The 14,983-nt window shown below is 58.7% G+C and carries 17 protein-coding genes; 10 read left to right on the plus strand and 7 right to left on the minus strand.

Going from position 1 to position 14,983, the window contains the following annotated elements; all coding sequences use genetic code 11:
• Positions 1 to 74: 74 nt before the first annotated feature.
• Positions 75 to 1,319 carry a metal-dependent hydrolase family protein gene (locus ABD059_RS05150; protein WP_343878268.1) on the minus strand — a complete coding sequence of 415 codons (1,245 nt, stop codon included), beginning with the start codon at positions 1,317 to 1,319 and terminating at the stop codon, positions 75 to 77.
• 55 nt (positions 1,320 to 1,374) lie between these two features.
• A complete protein-coding gene (locus ABD059_RS05155) occupies positions 1,375 to 2,661 on the minus strand; it encodes a class I SAM-dependent methyltransferase (protein WP_343878270.1) in 1,287 nt (428 codons plus the stop codon).
• A 117-nt stretch (positions 2,662 to 2,778) separates the two neighbouring features.
• Between ABD059_RS05155 and ABD059_RS05160 the strand changes: the two genes are divergently transcribed.
• Together ABD059_RS05160 and ABD059_RS05165 are read left to right on the plus strand one after the other, a co-directional pair.
• Positions 2,779 to 3,108 carry a PadR family transcriptional regulator gene (locus tag ABD059_RS05160; RefSeq protein WP_343878272.1) on the plus strand — a complete coding sequence of 110 codons (330 nt, stop codon included), beginning with the start codon at positions 2,779 to 2,781 and terminating at the stop codon, positions 3,106 to 3,108.
• A gap of 2 nt (positions 3,109 to 3,110) precedes the next feature.
• Positions 3,111 to 4,232: a hypothetical protein gene (locus tag ABD059_RS05165; RefSeq protein WP_343878274.1), complete on the plus strand. Its 1,122-nt coding sequence runs from the start codon at positions 3,111 to 3,113 to the stop codon at positions 4,230 to 4,232.
• Positions 4,233 to 4,258: 26 nt separating this feature from the next.
• Here the strand turns inward: ABD059_RS05165 and ABD059_RS05170 are convergent, their stop codons facing one another.
• Together ABD059_RS05170 and ABD059_RS05175 are read right to left on the minus strand one after the other, a co-directional pair.
• Positions 4,259 to 4,984 (minus strand): GAP family protein, encoded by a 726-nt coding sequence (locus ABD059_RS05170; RefSeq protein WP_343878276.1) that lies wholly within the window; start codon positions 4,982 to 4,984, stop codon positions 4,259 to 4,261.
• Positions 4,985 to 5,996: 1,012 nt separating this feature from the next.
• Positions 5,997 to 6,269 carry a hypothetical protein gene (locus ABD059_RS05175; protein ID WP_343878278.1) on the minus strand — a complete coding sequence of 91 codons (273 nt, stop codon included), beginning with the start codon at positions 6,267 to 6,269 and terminating at the stop codon, positions 5,997 to 5,999.
• Positions 6,270 to 7,197: 928 nt separating this feature from the next.
• On the opposite strand from ABD059_RS05175, the gene ABD059_RS05180 reads away from it, so the two are divergent.
• Positions 7,198 to 7,707, plus strand: coding sequence for a GNAT family N-acetyltransferase (locus ABD059_RS05180; protein WP_343878280.1), 510 nt, complete (start codon positions 7,198 to 7,200; stop codon positions 7,705 to 7,707).
• A 33-nt stretch (positions 7,708 to 7,740) separates the two neighbouring features.
• On the plus strand, positions 7,741 to 8,358 hold the full coding sequence (locus tag ABD059_RS05185) for a hypothetical protein (RefSeq protein WP_343878282.1): 618 nt from the start codon (positions 7,741 to 7,743) through the stop codon (positions 8,356 to 8,358).
• 178 nt (positions 8,359 to 8,536) lie between these two features.
• Here ABD059_RS05185 and ABD059_RS05190 read toward each other — a convergent pair whose 3' ends face one another.
• Positions 8,537 to 8,833, minus strand: a complete 297-nt coding sequence (locus ABD059_RS05190) for a hypothetical protein (protein ID WP_343878284.1) — start codon at positions 8,831 to 8,833, stop codon at positions 8,537 to 8,539.
• A gap of 445 nt (positions 8,834 to 9,278) precedes the next feature.
• Here ABD059_RS05190 and ABD059_RS05195 point away from each other — a divergent pair, with 445 nt between their 5' ends.
• The 4 genes from ABD059_RS05195 to ABD059_RS05210 all read left to right on the plus strand — a co-directional run bounded on the left by ABD059_RS05195 (position 9,279) and on the right by ABD059_RS05210 (position 11,914).
• Positions 9,279 to 9,809 carry a class IV adenylate cyclase gene (locus ABD059_RS05195; protein ID WP_343878286.1) on the plus strand — a complete coding sequence of 177 codons (531 nt, stop codon included), beginning with the start codon at positions 9,279 to 9,281 and terminating at the stop codon, positions 9,807 to 9,809.
• A 142-nt stretch (positions 9,810 to 9,951) separates the two neighbouring features.
• Complete coding sequence (locus ABD059_RS05200; RefSeq protein WP_343878288.1) at positions 9,952 to 10,350, plus strand: hypothetical protein; 399 nt, start codon at positions 9,952 to 9,954, stop codon at positions 10,348 to 10,350.
• A gap of 186 nt (positions 10,351 to 10,536) precedes the next feature.
• Positions 10,537 to 11,253: a hypothetical protein gene (locus tag ABD059_RS05205; RefSeq protein ID WP_343878290.1), complete on the plus strand. Its 717-nt coding sequence runs from the start codon at positions 10,537 to 10,539 to the stop codon at positions 11,251 to 11,253.
• A 76-nt stretch (positions 11,254 to 11,329) separates the two neighbouring features.
• Positions 11,330 to 11,914 carry a recombinase family protein gene (locus ABD059_RS05210; protein WP_343878359.1) on the plus strand — a complete coding sequence of 195 codons (585 nt, stop codon included), beginning with the start codon at positions 11,330 to 11,332 and terminating at the stop codon, positions 11,912 to 11,914.
• A gap of 37 nt (positions 11,915 to 11,951) precedes the next feature.
• On the opposite strand, the gene ABD059_RS05215 is transcribed toward ABD059_RS05210, so the two are convergent.
• Complete coding sequence (locus ABD059_RS05215; RefSeq protein WP_343878292.1) at positions 11,952 to 12,350, minus strand: VOC family protein; 399 nt, start codon at positions 12,348 to 12,350, stop codon at positions 11,952 to 11,954.
• Between the two features lie 71 nt (positions 12,351 to 12,421).
• On the minus strand, positions 12,422 to 13,684 hold the full coding sequence (locus ABD059_RS05220; protein WP_343878294.1) for an MFS transporter: 1,263 nt from the start codon (positions 13,682 to 13,684) through the stop codon (positions 12,422 to 12,424).
• Between the two features lie 139 nt (positions 13,685 to 13,823).
• Between ABD059_RS05220 and soxR the strand changes: the two genes are divergently transcribed.
• On the plus strand, positions 13,824 to 14,282 hold the full coding sequence (gene soxR, locus ABD059_RS05225) for a redox-sensitive transcriptional activator SoxR (RefSeq protein ID WP_343878296.1): 459 nt from the start codon (positions 13,824 to 13,826) through the stop codon (positions 14,280 to 14,282).
• 137 nt (positions 14,283 to 14,419) lie between these two features.
• Positions 14,420 to 14,938 carry a GNAT family N-acetyltransferase gene (locus tag ABD059_RS05230; protein WP_343878297.1) on the plus strand — a complete coding sequence of 173 codons (519 nt, stop codon included), beginning with the start codon at positions 14,420 to 14,422 and terminating at the stop codon, positions 14,936 to 14,938.
• The last annotated feature ends 45 nt before the right edge of the window (positions 14,939 to 14,983 follow it).

The following is a 14,983-nucleotide window of genomic DNA, read 5'->3' on the forward strand; positions in this document are numbered from 1 at the left end:
ATTACTGGCCTATGTGGACAACTCTCTCGAACAAGTATTCGAACCGGGCGGGGTGTCGGGCTGGCAAGAGCTGCTTACGCCGTCGCGAACTGCAGCACGCCACCCTGATAGACCTGCCCGATCATGGAACGCAGACCAGCCAGCTGCTCCGTCGATTCGAGGGTTCCGGTGAGCACGACGACGTCGGCCAGATGCTTCTCTGCCAGCCGCCCCACGGAGTTGATGGGGGTGATGAGTTCGCCTGGCACCGACGTTGACGCTGCCAATACCTGCTCAAGGGTCATGCCGGCGTCGGCCATCAGCGCGAGTTCCTCAAGGTTGTCACCGTGCGCGCCGACCCCCGCGTCAGTGCCCATGCCCACCTTGACGCCCGCAGCGATGGCTCGGGCGACCGACTGGCGGTGGTCTTCCGCCACCTGCTGGGCCTTGTCGATGACCTGCTGCGACAGGCCGCTGGTGCCGGATTCGCCCTTGCGGATGACTGCCAGCGGAGCTGACAGGGTGGGCACCAGGTAGGCCTTGGTGTCCAGGAACAGCTGGATTGCTTCGTCGGTGAGGTAGATGCCGTGCTCGATGGTCCGCACGCCCGCCCGCAGCGCGTTGATGATCCCGGCGGTGCCTTGCGCGTGGGCCATCACGTATTTGCCCTGCATCTCGGCTTCTTCGACAACGACGGCGATCTCCGCGGGGGTGAACTGGGAGTGCCGCGGGTCAGTGGTCGGCGAGAGTACGCCGCCGGTGGAGCAGATCTTGATCTGGTCGGCGCCAGCCCGCAGGAGCGTACGAGTGACCTTCCGGACCTCCTCGACGCCGTCGGCAATGCCGCTGGGACGGCCGGGATGAGGGCCAAAATCGGGGGAGTCAAGTCCCGAGGGGTGCCACAGATCGCCGTGACCGCCGGTCTGGGACATGATGCTCACGGCGATGCGGAGCCGTGGACCTTTGACGATCCCGGTTTCGACCGCCTGCTTGGCACCCAGATCAGCACCACCGGCGTCGCGCACGGTGGTGACACCTGCGCGGAGGGTTGCCTCGAGGTTCCGCACGGACTCGTAGAACTGCAGGGAGTAGGGATCCACCATTGCCTGGATGGAGCCGGGGGTCGACGTCATGGCGTGAACGTGCAGATCGATCAGACCGGGAAGGACCGTGCGACCGGCGCAATCCACCACCGTGGCCTCCGTATACGCGTCGGCTGAACCGGCGTCGCGGCCCACTGCCTCGATCATCCCGCCGCGGATGACGACGTCGGTTTGGCCGGGGAGGAAGCGTTCGCCGTCGAACACATGGCCGTTCTTCAAAACTGTCGCAAGCGTCATTGCTGCCTTTCGCGGGTTGACCGCAGCCAGGCGCTGCAGGCGTTTAGCGGCCAGCCTACAGCCAATCCACCCGCCGGAGCGGCGGTTGGGTACCGCCGGGACGCTGCACCAGCACCTGGTTCACGCCAGTCAGTCCGCTCTCGAATCCCAGCGCACTGGTAGCCATATAGAGCCGCCACACCCGGGCCCGACCCTCGCTTGTCAGGCCCACCGCTTCGTCCCAATGATCTTCAAGGTTCTGCACCCACGCGCGGAGGGTGAGCGCGTAGTGCTGACGCAACGCTTCGACGTCGAGCACCTCGAACTTCGCTGACTCCAGGGCGCCAACCATCACCGTGAGACTGAGCATCTCGCCGTCGGGAAAGACGTACTTGGGGATGAACGAATCGGGGTCCGGCCGCATCGTGTCGCCGGCATTCCAGGAGATGGCGTGATTAAGCAGTCGGCCGCCAGGGCGCAGCAAGCCATGCAGGTGGCTTGAATACGCGGCAATCTGGTCGCGCCCCACATGCTCGGACATGCCGATGGAACTGATCGCGTCGAAAGGGCCGTCGTCGACGTCGCGGTAGTCCTGCACCCGGATGTCCACCTGCTCGGTCAGCCCAGCCTCGGCCACCCGTTTGCGGGCACGCTCCGCTTGTTCGGAGGACAAGGTGACGCCGACGACGTCGGCCCCGTAGCGTTCCGCCGCATGCAGTGCGAAGCTGCCCCAACCGCAGCCAACATCGAGTACCCGCATCCCCTGCTCCAGACCGAGTTTCCGGCAGACCAGATCGAGTTTTGCCTTTTGAGCCGCGTCAAGACCGGTCTCGGGGGAGTCCCAGACCGCGCAGGAGTAGACCATGGAGGGGCCGAGGACGAGCGCGTAGAAGTCGTTGCCGAAGTCGTAATGATGGGAGATGGCGACGGCGTCGCGTTTCTTGGAGTGTTTCCGGCCGACTCGGTCGATCGTGATTTCCTCGGGTGGGGGCGTCGGATTGCGGCCGATGGCACCGAGCCGGACCGCTGTGCGGAGCAACCTGGCGCGCTCGCGGAGGGTTAGGGGACTGAAAGGCTCCAGTTCGGCGAATTTCCCGACGGCGCTCAGGGCGGTGAAGCTTGCGTAAAGGTCGCCGGGGGCATCGATATCGCCGGCGACGTAGGCCCGGCTTAGGCCCAGCATGCCGGGAGACCAGAGCATTCGCCGCAGCGCTCGCCGGGACCGGAACTCAATCACCGGCGCCTCTGCCGGGCCGTCCTCTGAGCCGTCCCACGCCCGCAGACGAAGCGGAATCTGTTCGGTTCCCAGGACAATTCCCAGCGCGTCAGCCAATAGTGCTGCGGCCCCCTGTGCTTTGCTCATAGCCATTGTCTACTCCGGTTTGAGCTTGGCGGCTAGGGGCAATCGCGGGCCAGGGGTGGTCAATCCGGACCCACCTAATCCTTCACATGTACCTAGGTATGAATTATACTTAGGTACATGATTGACGCTGAGTGGCCCCTGCCGTGGGTGCGAGCGAGCCTTGAATTGGCTGTCCTCGGTTGCCTGCTGGATGCGCCCCTACATGGGTATGGGATTGCTCAGCAGCTGGAGGCCCGCGGCTTCGGTCGGCTCAAGGGAGGCTCCCTCTATCCAGCACTCGGCCATCTGGAGGGTGCAGGCTATGTCGAGGCGACCTGGGAGCAAGGGGAAGTAGGCCCCGGCCGCAAAAACTACTCCATCACCACTACGGGGAAGGACTTCCTGGCCGGTGGTCTGGCCAAGTGGAAGACATTGACCGAGGCACTCGACATCTCGAAGGAGAACTGACTGTGACCCCCAATAAAATCCTGACTCTGGATCAGCTGCCAGGCGCCTTCGAAGAGGTTCGCGGTGAAGTGGATGACAAGTCCTGGGCCCAACTCGTTATCGGTCGCTTCACCCTTGATAACGTCAACCATGCTCTGATCGCTAAGGAACTGACAGAGGTCCTGAAGCTGGTGCGCACCTCCGGTGAAAGCCCGAGAGAGCTGTTTGGCGAGGCGTTCGATTACGTTGCCACCCAGACCGAACAGTGGCGGGCCGACGGCGCCCCAATCGCGCCAGTAGAGCCCGCCACAGGTTGGCGCGACGTCCCGGCTCTCTCGGCGGTCACCGCGACCCTCACTGTGTTCTTATTCCTCATCCTTGAAATATTCGCTGGTAACTGGACCACCAGCTACACGCTCGGCAAGGTTCTGATGCCCATCCTGACGGGCATCAGCGCCATCGTCACGATTACGGCATTCGAGTCGCTCCTCATGCGAACCCGCCGGCTGTGGGCGGTAACGGGCGCCGTCGCGATGGTGGTGGTCTCAGCGGCAATAATTGTGTCCACCTTCATCCTTGGCAACATGAGACCGCTTTTTACCGGTTCGCTGTGGTGGTATGCCGTACTGGTCGCCGTGCACGCGTTGATCGCCTTTGTACTCGTTCGCTATGTACCGGATAGTGAAGCGGTGCGTGCTCGCAACCAGCGCGACTCCGAGCAGGTCCGGCAGGTCCGTCCCGACCTCTCCCGACCTGTCGAGCAGGCCACCGATCATGAGTGGGTCGCACAGCTGGCCGGGGTGTTGCGGCTACGGGTTGAGATGTCCGAGAAGGAAGTGCAGGCAACCATCACCGATGCCCGCGGGTACGCGGCAGCGAAGGGCACCAGCCTGAGCGAAGAGTTTGGAACCCCGGCTGTCTACGCTTCACGGCTTCCCCGGCCGACGAAGGGCAGGAACACCCGGGAGCGCTGGCGGCGCGTTGCCTGGATAGTCGCGGTCCCGGCCTTCGGGTACCTGGCATTCGAGGGCCTCGTGGACGGACTTGACTGGAGTAACGTGCGATGGCTGATGGTTATCGCCTTCGCTGCGGCGTGTCTCACAGTGGTCAGCTTCATCGGTAAACCTCTGCCGCCGAAACGCTAAGGGTCCAGCGGCTCCTGCGTTCAGAATCAGAGCACTTCTCCCGCCGTGTTGACCACCAACAGGACGCCGAGGATACCCACCACCCAGGACAGGGTATTGGTGGAGTTTCGGGTCAACCAGCCGTCAAGTTTCCTCAGTATCGGATCCACCCAGCGTGCCGCCACCAGCCGCAGCAGCAAAAACGCCAGTGCCGGCAGAATCATCACCAGGCAGTACGCCGCCAGCACCCCGCCGGACAGCGGCCAGCCCACATCCGACGTGGTCAGCAGTCCGATGGCCCCCAGATAGGGAAGCATCGTGGCCACCTCGACCGTCCCGGCGCCCACCGCCAGGCCCATCAGGGCGACACCGCCGGACCCGGTTGCGCCGGATGACTCTGACCCGACTGCCCGGTCACGCCATCGCAGGATCCGGGCCGACGGCGGCGCGCCCTCCTTCTTCTCCCGTTTGGCTTTCGCCTCCAACTGGAAACTCCAGATGATCAGACCGACACCGGCGGCAAACAGCGCCGTGAGGGCGAGGCGAGAACTGAAGAAGTCTCCCAGCTGAGCCACCGCTGCCTCGGCACCAAACATGATCGCCAATCCCACACCAAAGTAAAAGGCGGCGACGGTCACCAGGAACACCACGATGCGGCCAACGCGCATCCTCCCGGGGGCTAGCATCAGCCATAGCGGAATCATCAGGGTGCCAAAACTGGTGGAGTCAATCAGGGCGAGGACAGTTAGCGCGCCGGCAAGTGCAAGGGTCATGCGAGGGACACTACTGAGCAACGCAGCCCGACGACGTCTGCGAAAAGGATGATCCCGACGTCGTTCATACCTCTTTCGGCTGACCCGCCACTCACCGCGACATGATGTGTGACTGTTAACCAGGAATGGGGGTTAATCGCAGCTTCAGTTGGCGGTCCTGTCGTCCTATTCAGGGATCCTCATGCGGGACAGCAGAGTTTGGTGAGTTGGCAGCCAAACGGCTGTGGGCCGAGTATGCCCGTTTGATCAAATACCTTGTCAGGGGTCAGTAGTATCCGCTGACCGTGCTTTGTGCCGGTCCCAGTCGAACTTGATTAGGAAACCTATAGTGATGAGAACAATCAGCGGGCCAGTGACCGCGAGGATGGCTCTAGGGCTGCTGTCCACATAGGGGAGAGCGGTACTCGACAGCGCGGTGAAGAATACTAGGCTAATCCACAAGGGCCAGGGCGTACTCCAACGCTTGTTCGCGGAACCATGTGTCGAGTCGTCTGTAGACCCCATTATGTGTGTCCCCCTGACATGTAGATGTGTGCTTATAGCTTTTGGGTATGACGCTGTTCTAAAGGATCTCCCATCGTCGAATGCTATCTAGCATTCTCCGTTAGGGATCCCTGCCTTCAACGCCCTGTTCGGACGCCCGGCCAAACGAGAGACAATGCTGCCCTGGCCTCGTCCATAGCGCGGCCAAGTGCTAGCGGGGACGTGTGTTTGGATCCTCGTCCGGTTTATCTCGGATTATACGAATCCAGGGTTCGCCTGCCTTCCGCTCTGTTCTTCTGTTCCGGTTGCGCCAAAGCACGAACGCAATTATCAGAAGAACTAGGACAATCGGAATCAAGATGGCGAATAATTCAGCTGCATCAACATTCATGTCTGCACCTTCGCTGGACAACGCAAGCATTCATGCCTGAGATCGTACTCCCTCAGCTGAGGGTTCTTGCCCGCCCGTAAGACGGTCCGTCTACGGCAACGGGGGCAGTCCCATCCGGATCCGCTCACTTCGCTGTGTTTACTCTTCTTTGGAGATTACGGACATTTCGTGGATGGGCCCGCCCTGATAGTAGACCGATGTTCCGGTTGCGAAGCTGATGTACATATCCTCCAGCCCTACCCAATCGACCAGCACGTGCTGCGGGGTGGCATCCGTGATGACTCCTGGATGACCGGCGTATAAATCGTCAGGTAGGCCATCACGTTTGAACGCCGGATCGTCACGTATCAGTTCCGTTGGCAACAGGTTCTCCACGAACTGTCTAACCACAATCTGTTTTGAAGGAATCACGTTTGGCTTCTTGGAAGTTGTTGTATGCCCGCATGACCAACGAGCGGCCCGAAATGTCGACTTACTCAACGGGCTTGTCGGCGAGAGTTCTGGTCGCGTAGCCCGATGCTTTCCGATACAAAGGAGCTAACGGTCCGTACTTGGATGCGAATGGGACGAGCTCCCGTTCTTGCCCGAACCTACAACAATCAATGGGGTATAAATCGCAGCCAACACTCCTAGGCAAACCAAAAGAGCGGGAGTGAAGCCAAAGATATAGTAGGTGACGAGGGTGACTAGAACCGTAATGGGCACAGACCACAGGATGATTCGTTGGTGTTTTCTTGCTTTACGGTTGTGCGCTGAATCGTCTGACCTCACGGCAACCTCCTCAGTAGCGGTCCGGCATCAGCTGTAGGCCCCCATTCTCTGATTTAGGTTACGTGAAGCCCGGAACCAGCGACGACTGCAAGAGTGCGGGGATCGACTGGTCGCAGTCTAGCGGTCCTCGCTTGGATGAGGAGTCAATATTGACGATTGACCGACCCATACTCGGGTAGTGAAAGGCCTTGACTGTTGGGTAGTCATTCATCCTTTCCGGACACAATTGCTCATCTAATCCGACTTGATTGGGAGTGTATGTCCAGACCTCGCGGGTGTCGCAGTGAGGGATCCTGAATGGGCCACTAGTTGGGTGGCTATGGGGCGTCGTGGTCGGTACGGGCATTGTGACTGTTCGTTCGGAATGGCGGTTAAATCGCAGCTCAAAATGGCGGTTCCGCGGCACCAGTCGTGTTGCATGGCATGTGTTTCGAGGCGCTTAGGTTACGAGACATCTGACCACCCAGGGAGTGCTAGATAGGTGCCATCTAATCGAGACGCCGAATCGCAACGCCTTCACCAGTACCGATCGTTTAGGGCGTTCCGTGTCCAAACGTAGGGTGGGGTTATGAATAGAAAATTTGACCTTGTTACCCCGCGCCTAGTTCTTTCACCGTTATCTATTGAATACACAGATGAACTTGCTCGTGTATACGCAGATCCTGATGTTGCTCGCTACATCGGGGGCGAACGGCTGACTCCAGAAGTAGTCGAACAGCAGGTAGCGGCATTTGCTACTGAGTGGGACGAACGCGGCTTTGGGCAGAGTGCAGTTATAAATGCAAGCTCGGGCGAGTTTTTGGGGCGTATTGGTTTGCACTACTGGGAGAACTGGGATGAGGTCGAGCTGGGGTACATTCTTGGTAAGTCTGCCCAAGGTAAGGGATACGCCAGAGAAGGTGCGCAGGCCTGGATTGATTGGGCTGCTGCTGCCGAAGGGCTTGACTACATCATTGCCAATATCCATCCCGATAATGCAGCATCGATTCGTATGGCTGGAAAGTTAGGCTTTGACTTTGATCGACACGATATGACCCCCTCGGGTTTGCCGACCTTGATTTATCGCAGAAATTTCTAGCTACCTAAAACGTTCATTTGAGGAACCGAACCAATGCTGTTCTGGAAGAAGCTGCCAAGCCGTAAGCCCGAGTCTCAGAAGCGAGAAGCGCTGACCTACTATCACGGCGGCGTTGATAGCCTTTCCGTTGGCGAGATCATCATTCCGCGCAATAAGAACTTACAGTGGAGCGGAACGAAATTGACATGGCAGGGTGTCCCCGCCGAAGAACTAGGGGACCACGGGGATACCGTGTCGATCACCACAGACCGTGAAGTTGCCAAGGGGTATGCAGGCGAGTACATGTCGCCACGTGGTGCCCGTGTTCCGGGCCGAGTCTACGAGGTTAAGCCACTGGGCGAAGCAGTGGTTGACCCTGATTGGCTGTGGTCATTCCCCGCTATTGCGCGTTGTACTGAGGGGAGTGAAATCGTGGCAGTGCTTGACCAAATGCCAGTCGAAAATAATCCTAGTGTCCTTGTGAAAGCGCTTGTGAAGTACTACGCGTACGCGGCGACCGGAGCGCCAGTTTATGACGATCAGGGATACGTCATATTTACCCCGGAACTCGCGCAACTTGGCAAAACAGAACAATCGCTCAAGGCACTTGGCAAGTGGCCCCAAAAGCACCAATATCTTTACTACGAACCCCAGCGGACGCCCGGCCACTAACGGTCGTTTCTGGTGGGTGCCGGAGGTCATGAACGCCAATGTCATTTTCCGAAGGCGACTGCACTGAGTGTCCGAAGTCCTCTGCGCTGCGCTAATGCGTCCGTAAGGGGAACTGTAAGTGGGCATGGCGGGATCGGAGAGATGGTCGAATTCCTCGGGCCTGTCTTCGGACTCACGGTTAGAGAAACGAGCTTGGCGGCAGTGGTTTTTCCTCACCAGTGGGTTCTGTCCCGTGTAGCCGGCACATTCCGGTTCCGCCTTCATGGCTGTATTCGACCCAGATCACTGCCTGGCGGCCGTTGCTATTGGCTTCTGCCCACGCAAGGACGTCGTCAACGCACGCTGCATGCTCGAGCCGATGCTCGCTGCTGTCGCGGTTGTCATTCCAGAAATCCACGCGGTACACCGGAGCGAGATTTTCTTCGCTGACATAGCGCGGATCAACGAGGGATACCTTGATGCTTTCTACAGCCATGGTCACAATCTATCCCGCTGGGGTGTTGATTCATGAAGCAATTCTGGAAGTGTCCCGTATGACGGTCGCCGAGCGCGCAACCAGGCAAGCTTTCCCCTTTGGTGCCGTTGCTAGCCCCTCTACGCACGTTTACCCCGCACGATGATATGTACGGTGAAGGCGCCCTAACCGTTGCACTCCAGCTCATCTCAAAACCCTTGGGATATGAGGCGTCTTTTCGCGCAACCCTCTGTCCGGTCGGTGTTGCCCGCGACCTCGGCATGTCCCGTACAACCTTCTACCGCCGGTCACGGGAGCTGAACGCGAAGTAGAAGCCGCCACTTGTCGGTGCGACTCACAATTTTTGTCGTCGGGGGAGTGGATAAAATGTGTCGCGGTGGGGGACCGATGCTTACGGGGAGTCCAGGATGCTCGCCCGACGATCACGACGTGGTCTAGTGGAGTCATGCCGACGAATATCGAAATCAAAGCGCGCGTGGACAGTCTTCAAAAGCTGTTTCCGGTGGTCGCGTCTCTGGCAAACGCGGGACCCGAGCATGTTGTGCAAGACGACACGTTCTTTTCCTGCCCGGACGGCCGACTCAAGCTTCGGGTTCCCCGCGATGGCCATGGCGTGCTGATCCACTACCGCAGGGCGGACGAACTCGGCCCGAAGCCTTCGTACTGTGTACATTCGGAAACTTCGGACCCAGACGGGCTTCGATCAGTACTGGCTGATGCCTATGGCGAAGTTGGGCGAGTTCGAAAGCACCGCACCGTGTTTCGCATTGGTCAGACTAGGGTCCACCTCGACCTCGTCGACGGATTGGGTGAGTTCTTGGAACTGGAGGTCACCGTCGGAGACACGCTGGAGTCTGACGCTGCGGTGTCAGAAGCGCATCGCCTCCTCGCTGCGTTCGGGATCGAGGACGCCGCGCTCGTAAAGGGTGCCTATTTAGATCTCCTTGACGCCGCCGGTGCCACGCAAGTCCGGTAGAAGATCCTCAAACGGCACGTCAACCGCCAAACCGAGTTGTGAAAAAGCCGCCATTCTGAGCTAGCAGTCACAGTTCTGAGCTCACGTTGATCACCGTCGGTAGGGTGAGCCCATGAAGTTGTTTAGCAGGAGGCCCCCAGCAATGGACGTAGTCAGGATCGAGCTCGCTGACCTGATCGCATCCCTCTCTGCAGTGCTCCCGTCGCACGTGCCCATGACGCAGCGCCCTAATCCCTTGTGTCCTGAGGATGTTCTCCTTGAGTGGAGACCTGAAACCGCTGGCGCCAGCATTCTTGACATCGGCTGGGAAGCAAGCGGAGTCGACGTCCAGTTCGGCTTCTCTACTGGATACTTCGATCTGTTCGGGCCCGATACCGATCAAGCTTCCTCGGACGCTCGACTGAAAACACTGATCGAGCTGGCAGAAACAGTTGCGTTAGGGCGCATGGTCGCCTTCACCGAAACGGCAAATAATAGTCGCGTAGAAACGACTGTCTTTGGCTGCCGATCAGGTCCGCACCAGTACCGTTCTCACGAGTGAGCAAAGGAAGTCCCAGACATTTATAGGGCATTCACGCCCTGGTAGGTAGTAACCTGTGCCCGCTGAGGGATCCTTCTTCAAGACACCCAGTACCCTCCGGCGTAATCAATCGACGGAACATTCGGGGGTGAGCAATGAGGGGGCAATGTGAATTTCAGGTTCTTCAAACGTGGGCAACCGATCAAAGTGGCAAACGTACCAGCCCACGAACCCGGGATCCCAGATCATGGTCGTGCGGCCTTTAGCGAGATCATTGCCCGTGCTCAGCAACTATTCGGTGCCGCGGTTGAGACCGGATCGCTCACGGTAGGGGCCGGACACCTACCGTGGCTCACGGTGGGTGCCCTGTCCATCGCGGGTGAACAATGGATTGTGGTCGACGTCAAAAAGCATTCCGACTCACTGCATCCAATCAGATTGGAACTAGATTGGGAGGACGGCGTGAAGGAAGCGATTGCGGTCCTTGAGGTGTACCAGTACCGCAAGCTCCTCGCGCCAACTCCCGGCGATGTTCTAACTGCCAGGGTGATCGCACTGGTAGGTGATGCCGGCAACGTAACCATGTCTATGATCCAGGAAGAGTTCTCCCACGTCATCGCTGTGCGCCCTCACCGGGAAGGTGCCGTGCCATTCAACCTCAGCGTCACCACCGGCTTCGTCGTTGTCCTAGAGGGATCAAGACTTGGGTGGTGGACCTTTGGCGGGGACTACGACAATGACGGCGTGAGCGAAGCCTTCGAAGTGGTGGAACACCTGGTCCTTCATGGCGGCACCATTCATAGCACTCGGCACAGTTCCAAACTGCTCGACTCAGACGGCATCACCGTAAGTGGACCCCACAGAGACGGTGTGCGGACGCGCCATACCCAAACCGCCGAATACCTGCCCTATCGAGCTCAATAGATTCCTAACCAATTACCCCTGGCCCTCCCGTAAAGGATCACTGAATAGGACGACAGGACCGCCAACTAAAGCTGCGATTAACCACCATTCCTGGCTAACGGTCACAGCCAGGGTCAGCACCCTGGATCAGAACGCTGACCTGCAGCACGCGGCGTTGAAGGCCGCGTGCTGCAGCCGAATTTTCACCGACCATGGCGTGAGCGGCACGATGGCTAGCCGGCCCGAGTTGGACAAGCTGCTCAATCATCTGCGGGACGGTGATGAGGTCGTGGTGTGGAAGCTGGACCGGTTAGGCCGCAATACTCGCAACCTGCTGGCCCTGATCGATGACTTGGAACACCGGGGTGTACATTTCCACAGCCTCCCTGAGGGAATCAGCACCACCGGGTCGATGGGCAGGGCCATACTCACTGTTATGTCCGCGTTCGCGCAGCTCGAACGCGACCAGCTGGCCGAGAGAACCAAGGCAGGCATGGCCGCGGCCGCCGAACACGGACGGAAAGCAGGGCGGCAGGAAAACACTGCCGCTCATGCGAACGTCAAACGCGCCCACGACCTCAAAGCCCAGGGCCTCGCCCCGGCCGACATCGGGAAGATCATCGGTGCCAGCCGCGCCACCGTGTACCGCTACCGCAGCTTGGAAACCAACCACCCGTCCTGATAGAGAACGAGCAATAGTCCCGTCTAAGTAACGAGGTTCAGCCTGTTGTTGATCGCTGGCCTTCAGTGTTGCTGCGCAGGATGCAAAACTCATTACCCTCAGGATCAGCGAGCACTACCCACCCTGTTCCATCCGGGTGACGTCTATCATCGACTTCACGGGCTCCCAACCCCAGCAACCGTTCCAGTTCCTCATCACGGCTGCCTTCAACTGGTCTCAGATCTAAATGCAGGCGGTTCTTGACCTGCTTGGCATCCGGAACCTCGATGAATAGCAGTTGCTGAGTGCCGTCCTTCGAGAAAATTGGGCACTCCTCATCGCCCGGCCCATTCGGGTCGTCGGGGTCCTCGTGAAAATCGAGCACCCGAGACCAGAACACTGACTGGGTGAAAGCGTTGAGACTGTCAAAGGATGTGTGGGAGATGAAAGCCGTCATGGTGGCCAGCTTAGGTACGGAACCCACCGTTACCGGGCAACTAGGTGGCCGGTAGATGGGATTTTCTTGGTTCAGGTTTTAGGTAAAGGCGTCCGCTCTCTTGTTTCTTTTGGCAGGACGATTATGAGAGCAGGAATAATGATTGCGTACAGCAGCCCGATCGTGACGAAGCCGAACTGAATATCAAGATCACCGATAGCGATGACGAGAACGTAGGCTCCAGCCGCCCCCATTTTCCCCACGATTGACCATGCTGCGTACACACGAGCCAGCCACCGATCGGTGACTACTGAAGCGACTCTTGAGTCGCTAACGACGTCCTCCGGCCCGAAAGCAATCCCCCAGAGAAACCATGCGGCCGCGAATATCTCCCATCTGGGGATTGAAACACTCACCATCGTGATCAGGCCGAAGGCTACGGCGGAAAAGATAAGAATACTTTTAAGGCGGACGTTGACCCATGTACCGATGCCTGCCAGCCAAAGACCGAGAAGAGCCCCGACGCTGTAAGCGGCCAGAGCGTATCCATAAGCACCGGCTGGGGCGTCGGGTAGATTGGCTAGGTATGGCACAGCTAGAACAGTTGCGACGGCGACCAAGAAGGACGCGCCGGCTGACGACACGAACGCCATCGACACTTCCGGTGGTAGTTGGCCTTTGTAGCTTCCCAATCTCGAAGCGCCCCCAAGCCCACCATTCTGTGGAGCTACCTTCCGGGGACCTGACATCATATGGCCCTTGCCGGGCGCGAGCCGTTTGAAGCCTAGAAGGGCCAGGGCGACCACGAATGTCAGAACATTGATCCCTAACGCGAGGGTTAGACCGCCGAGACCGAACAGCAGACCACCGATCGCGGGCCCCACCATCTGCGAAACAGTTTTGCCTGTTTTTCGTGCTGCTGCCAACGACTGCAAGTCATGTCTGTAGGCGGTCCGGAGCGCGGATTCAGCCGCCGGGTTATCAAACGAACCCGCTGCACCCACGAGCACGCCGAGAACGGTGAAGGCGACTGTATTGGCCTCAGATAAAGGAATGAGTGCCGCTACTAAGACGGCGCGGACCATGTAGCTTCCTAGCAGAAGAACCCGTCGATCCACGAAATCCGCGATGGTTCCGCCTACCGCGGCGAACAATGAACCGAAAAGCATTCGCCCTAGGAACGTCGAGGCTAAGGCAACAACACTGTCGCTGACCGCATACACACCCAGCGGGACAACGACTGCTGTTATGCCATCACCCAGTTCCGACGTGAGAAATGCCGCCAGAAGCCGGCGACTTCGCTGATCCGTAAAGGGGCGGATCAGCTGCCTTGTTCCTTCCCATCTGCTTGTCATAGCTTCACGCACTGAGGTAAACGTGGGCCGACCCCGCAGGCCGCTCTTGTACTTATATTCATCCCCATAGCAATCATTGTCGAAACCTATGCGCTCAAGTGGACTTGAGCGCAACCGGTATCCGCCGTAGCTTTGCTACATGACTCCAGCAGCGCGCCAATACCTAGAAATTGGCAAAGTTGCCGCGCGATCGGGGTTCGCGGTGTCAGCCATCCGCCACTATGAAGATCTCGGTCTTGTTCGTAGCGCCGGCCGGAGCGGGCATCAACGAGTCTTCGACCGCAGCGTGTTGCGTCGTCTAGCCTTTATCGCCGCAGCCCGAAACGTCGGACTAAGTCTGGCTGAGATCCACAAAAGCCTTGAAGACATCCCCCTCGATACAGCCCCGACCCCTGCCGACTGGCACCGGATCAGCACCCCATGGAAGATGAAAGTTGACGCCAGGATCCGTGAATTGAACACCTTACGACAGTCTCTCGACGACTGCATTGGATGCGGATGCCTGTCGATGAAAACTTGCGCAATGCTAAACCCTCAAGACGAAGCTGCCGCCGAAGGTTCAGGCTCACGGTGGGTCAACGCCGCACTGAAGGAATAATGGGCCCGCCCTCCAAAGACCCCACCCTCGCATAAAGCGCCGTCAAGAACCGATCAATTCGCACGTCGTCTCATCTTTCGGCGTCGCGAAATCCATCGTTTACGGGCGTTGGTTGGTGATCCACGTATGGTTTCACCATGATGTTCGAAACGAGCAGGTTATATGCGCGTCATTTCAAGGACGACGACCTTGACGAATTTGCCGCGCTCTGTGCAGATTCCGAAGTCATGCGGTTCGTTGGCGACGGCCCGATACTGACACGGGATGAAGTTGCTCACTGGATTGAGGTGTGCCAGGAAAAGTACGCGAAGCGCGGCTATGGTACGTCGGCGATTCTCGAGCAAAAGACTGGCGACTTCATCGGGTACTGCGGTGTGGTTAGGGCCCCGGATCGGTCCTTCGATGAACTGATTTACGTCCTCCGCCGAGAATCTTGGGGGAAAGGGTACGCTACCGAAATCGGTCAAGCGATGCTCAGCTACGTTTTCAGCGTCTCCCGCCTCGACTCAATTTCCGCAACGATCGATCCAGGTAGTGAGCCGTCCAAGCAGGTGGCAACCAAACTTGCAATGGCAGAATCTTTCACTGCCGATAGTTCCGTGAGCTACTGGTCTGTTCGACGACCGGGAGATGTGGCGCCGACTCAGAATTCCTAGCGCACTTCACCATTTGACGATGATCAGAAGGGACGTAGGCCTAAT

It is taken from the genome of Arthrobacter flavus (assembly GCF_039526005.1).
GTDB classification, from domain to species: Bacteria; Actinomycetota; Actinomycetes; order Actinomycetales; family Micrococcaceae; genus Arthrobacter_D; species Arthrobacter_D flavus.

Bases quoted from the DNA above. Each gene is read 5' to 3' on its own strand.
- soxR (WP_343878296.1), top strand. From the start codon at position 13,824: ATGACTCCAGCAGCGCGCCAATACCTAGAAATTGGCAAAGTTGCCGCG.
- ABD059_RS05185 (WP_343878282.1), top strand. From the start codon at position 7,741: ATGCTGTTCTGGAAGAAGCTGCCAAGCCGTAAGCCCGAGTCTCAGAAG.
- ABD059_RS05230 (WP_343878297.1), top strand. From the start codon at position 14,420: ATGATGTTCGAAACGAGCAGGTTATATGCGCGTCATTTCAAGGACGAC.
- ABD059_RS05215 (WP_343878292.1), bottom strand. From the start codon at position 12,350: ATGACGGCTTTCATCTCCCACACATCCTTTGACAGTCTCAACGCTTTC.
- ABD059_RS05195 (WP_343878286.1), top strand. From the start codon at position 9,279: ATGCCGACGAATATCGAAATCAAAGCGCGCGTGGACAGTCTTCAAAAG.
- ABD059_RS05155 (WP_343878270.1), bottom strand. From the start codon at position 2,661: ATGAGCAAAGCACAGGGGGCCGCAGCACTATTGGCTGACGCGCTGGGA.
- ABD059_RS05160 (WP_343878272.1), top strand. From the start codon at position 2,779: ATGATTGACGCTGAGTGGCCCCTGCCGTGGGTGCGAGCGAGCCTTGAA.
- ABD059_RS05200 (WP_343878288.1), top strand. From the start codon at position 9,952: ATGGACGTAGTCAGGATCGAGCTCGCTGACCTGATCGCATCCCTCTCT.
- ABD059_RS05150 (WP_343878268.1), bottom strand. From the start codon at position 1,319: ATGACGCTTGCGACAGTTTTGAAGAACGGCCATGTGTTCGACGGCGAA.
- ABD059_RS05190 (WP_343878284.1), bottom strand. From the start codon at position 8,833: ATGGCTGTAGAAAGCATCAAGGTATCCCTCGTTGATCCGCGCTATGTC.
- ABD059_RS05180 (WP_343878280.1), top strand. From the start codon at position 7,198: ATGAATAGAAAATTTGACCTTGTTACCCCGCGCCTAGTTCTTTCACCG.
- ABD059_RS05220 (WP_343878294.1), bottom strand. From the start codon at position 13,684: ATGACAAGCAGATGGGAAGGAACAAGGCAGCTGATCCGCCCCTTTACG.
- ABD059_RS05170 (WP_343878276.1), bottom strand. From the start codon at position 4,984: ATGACCCTTGCACTTGCCGGCGCGCTAACTGTCCTCGCCCTGATTGAC.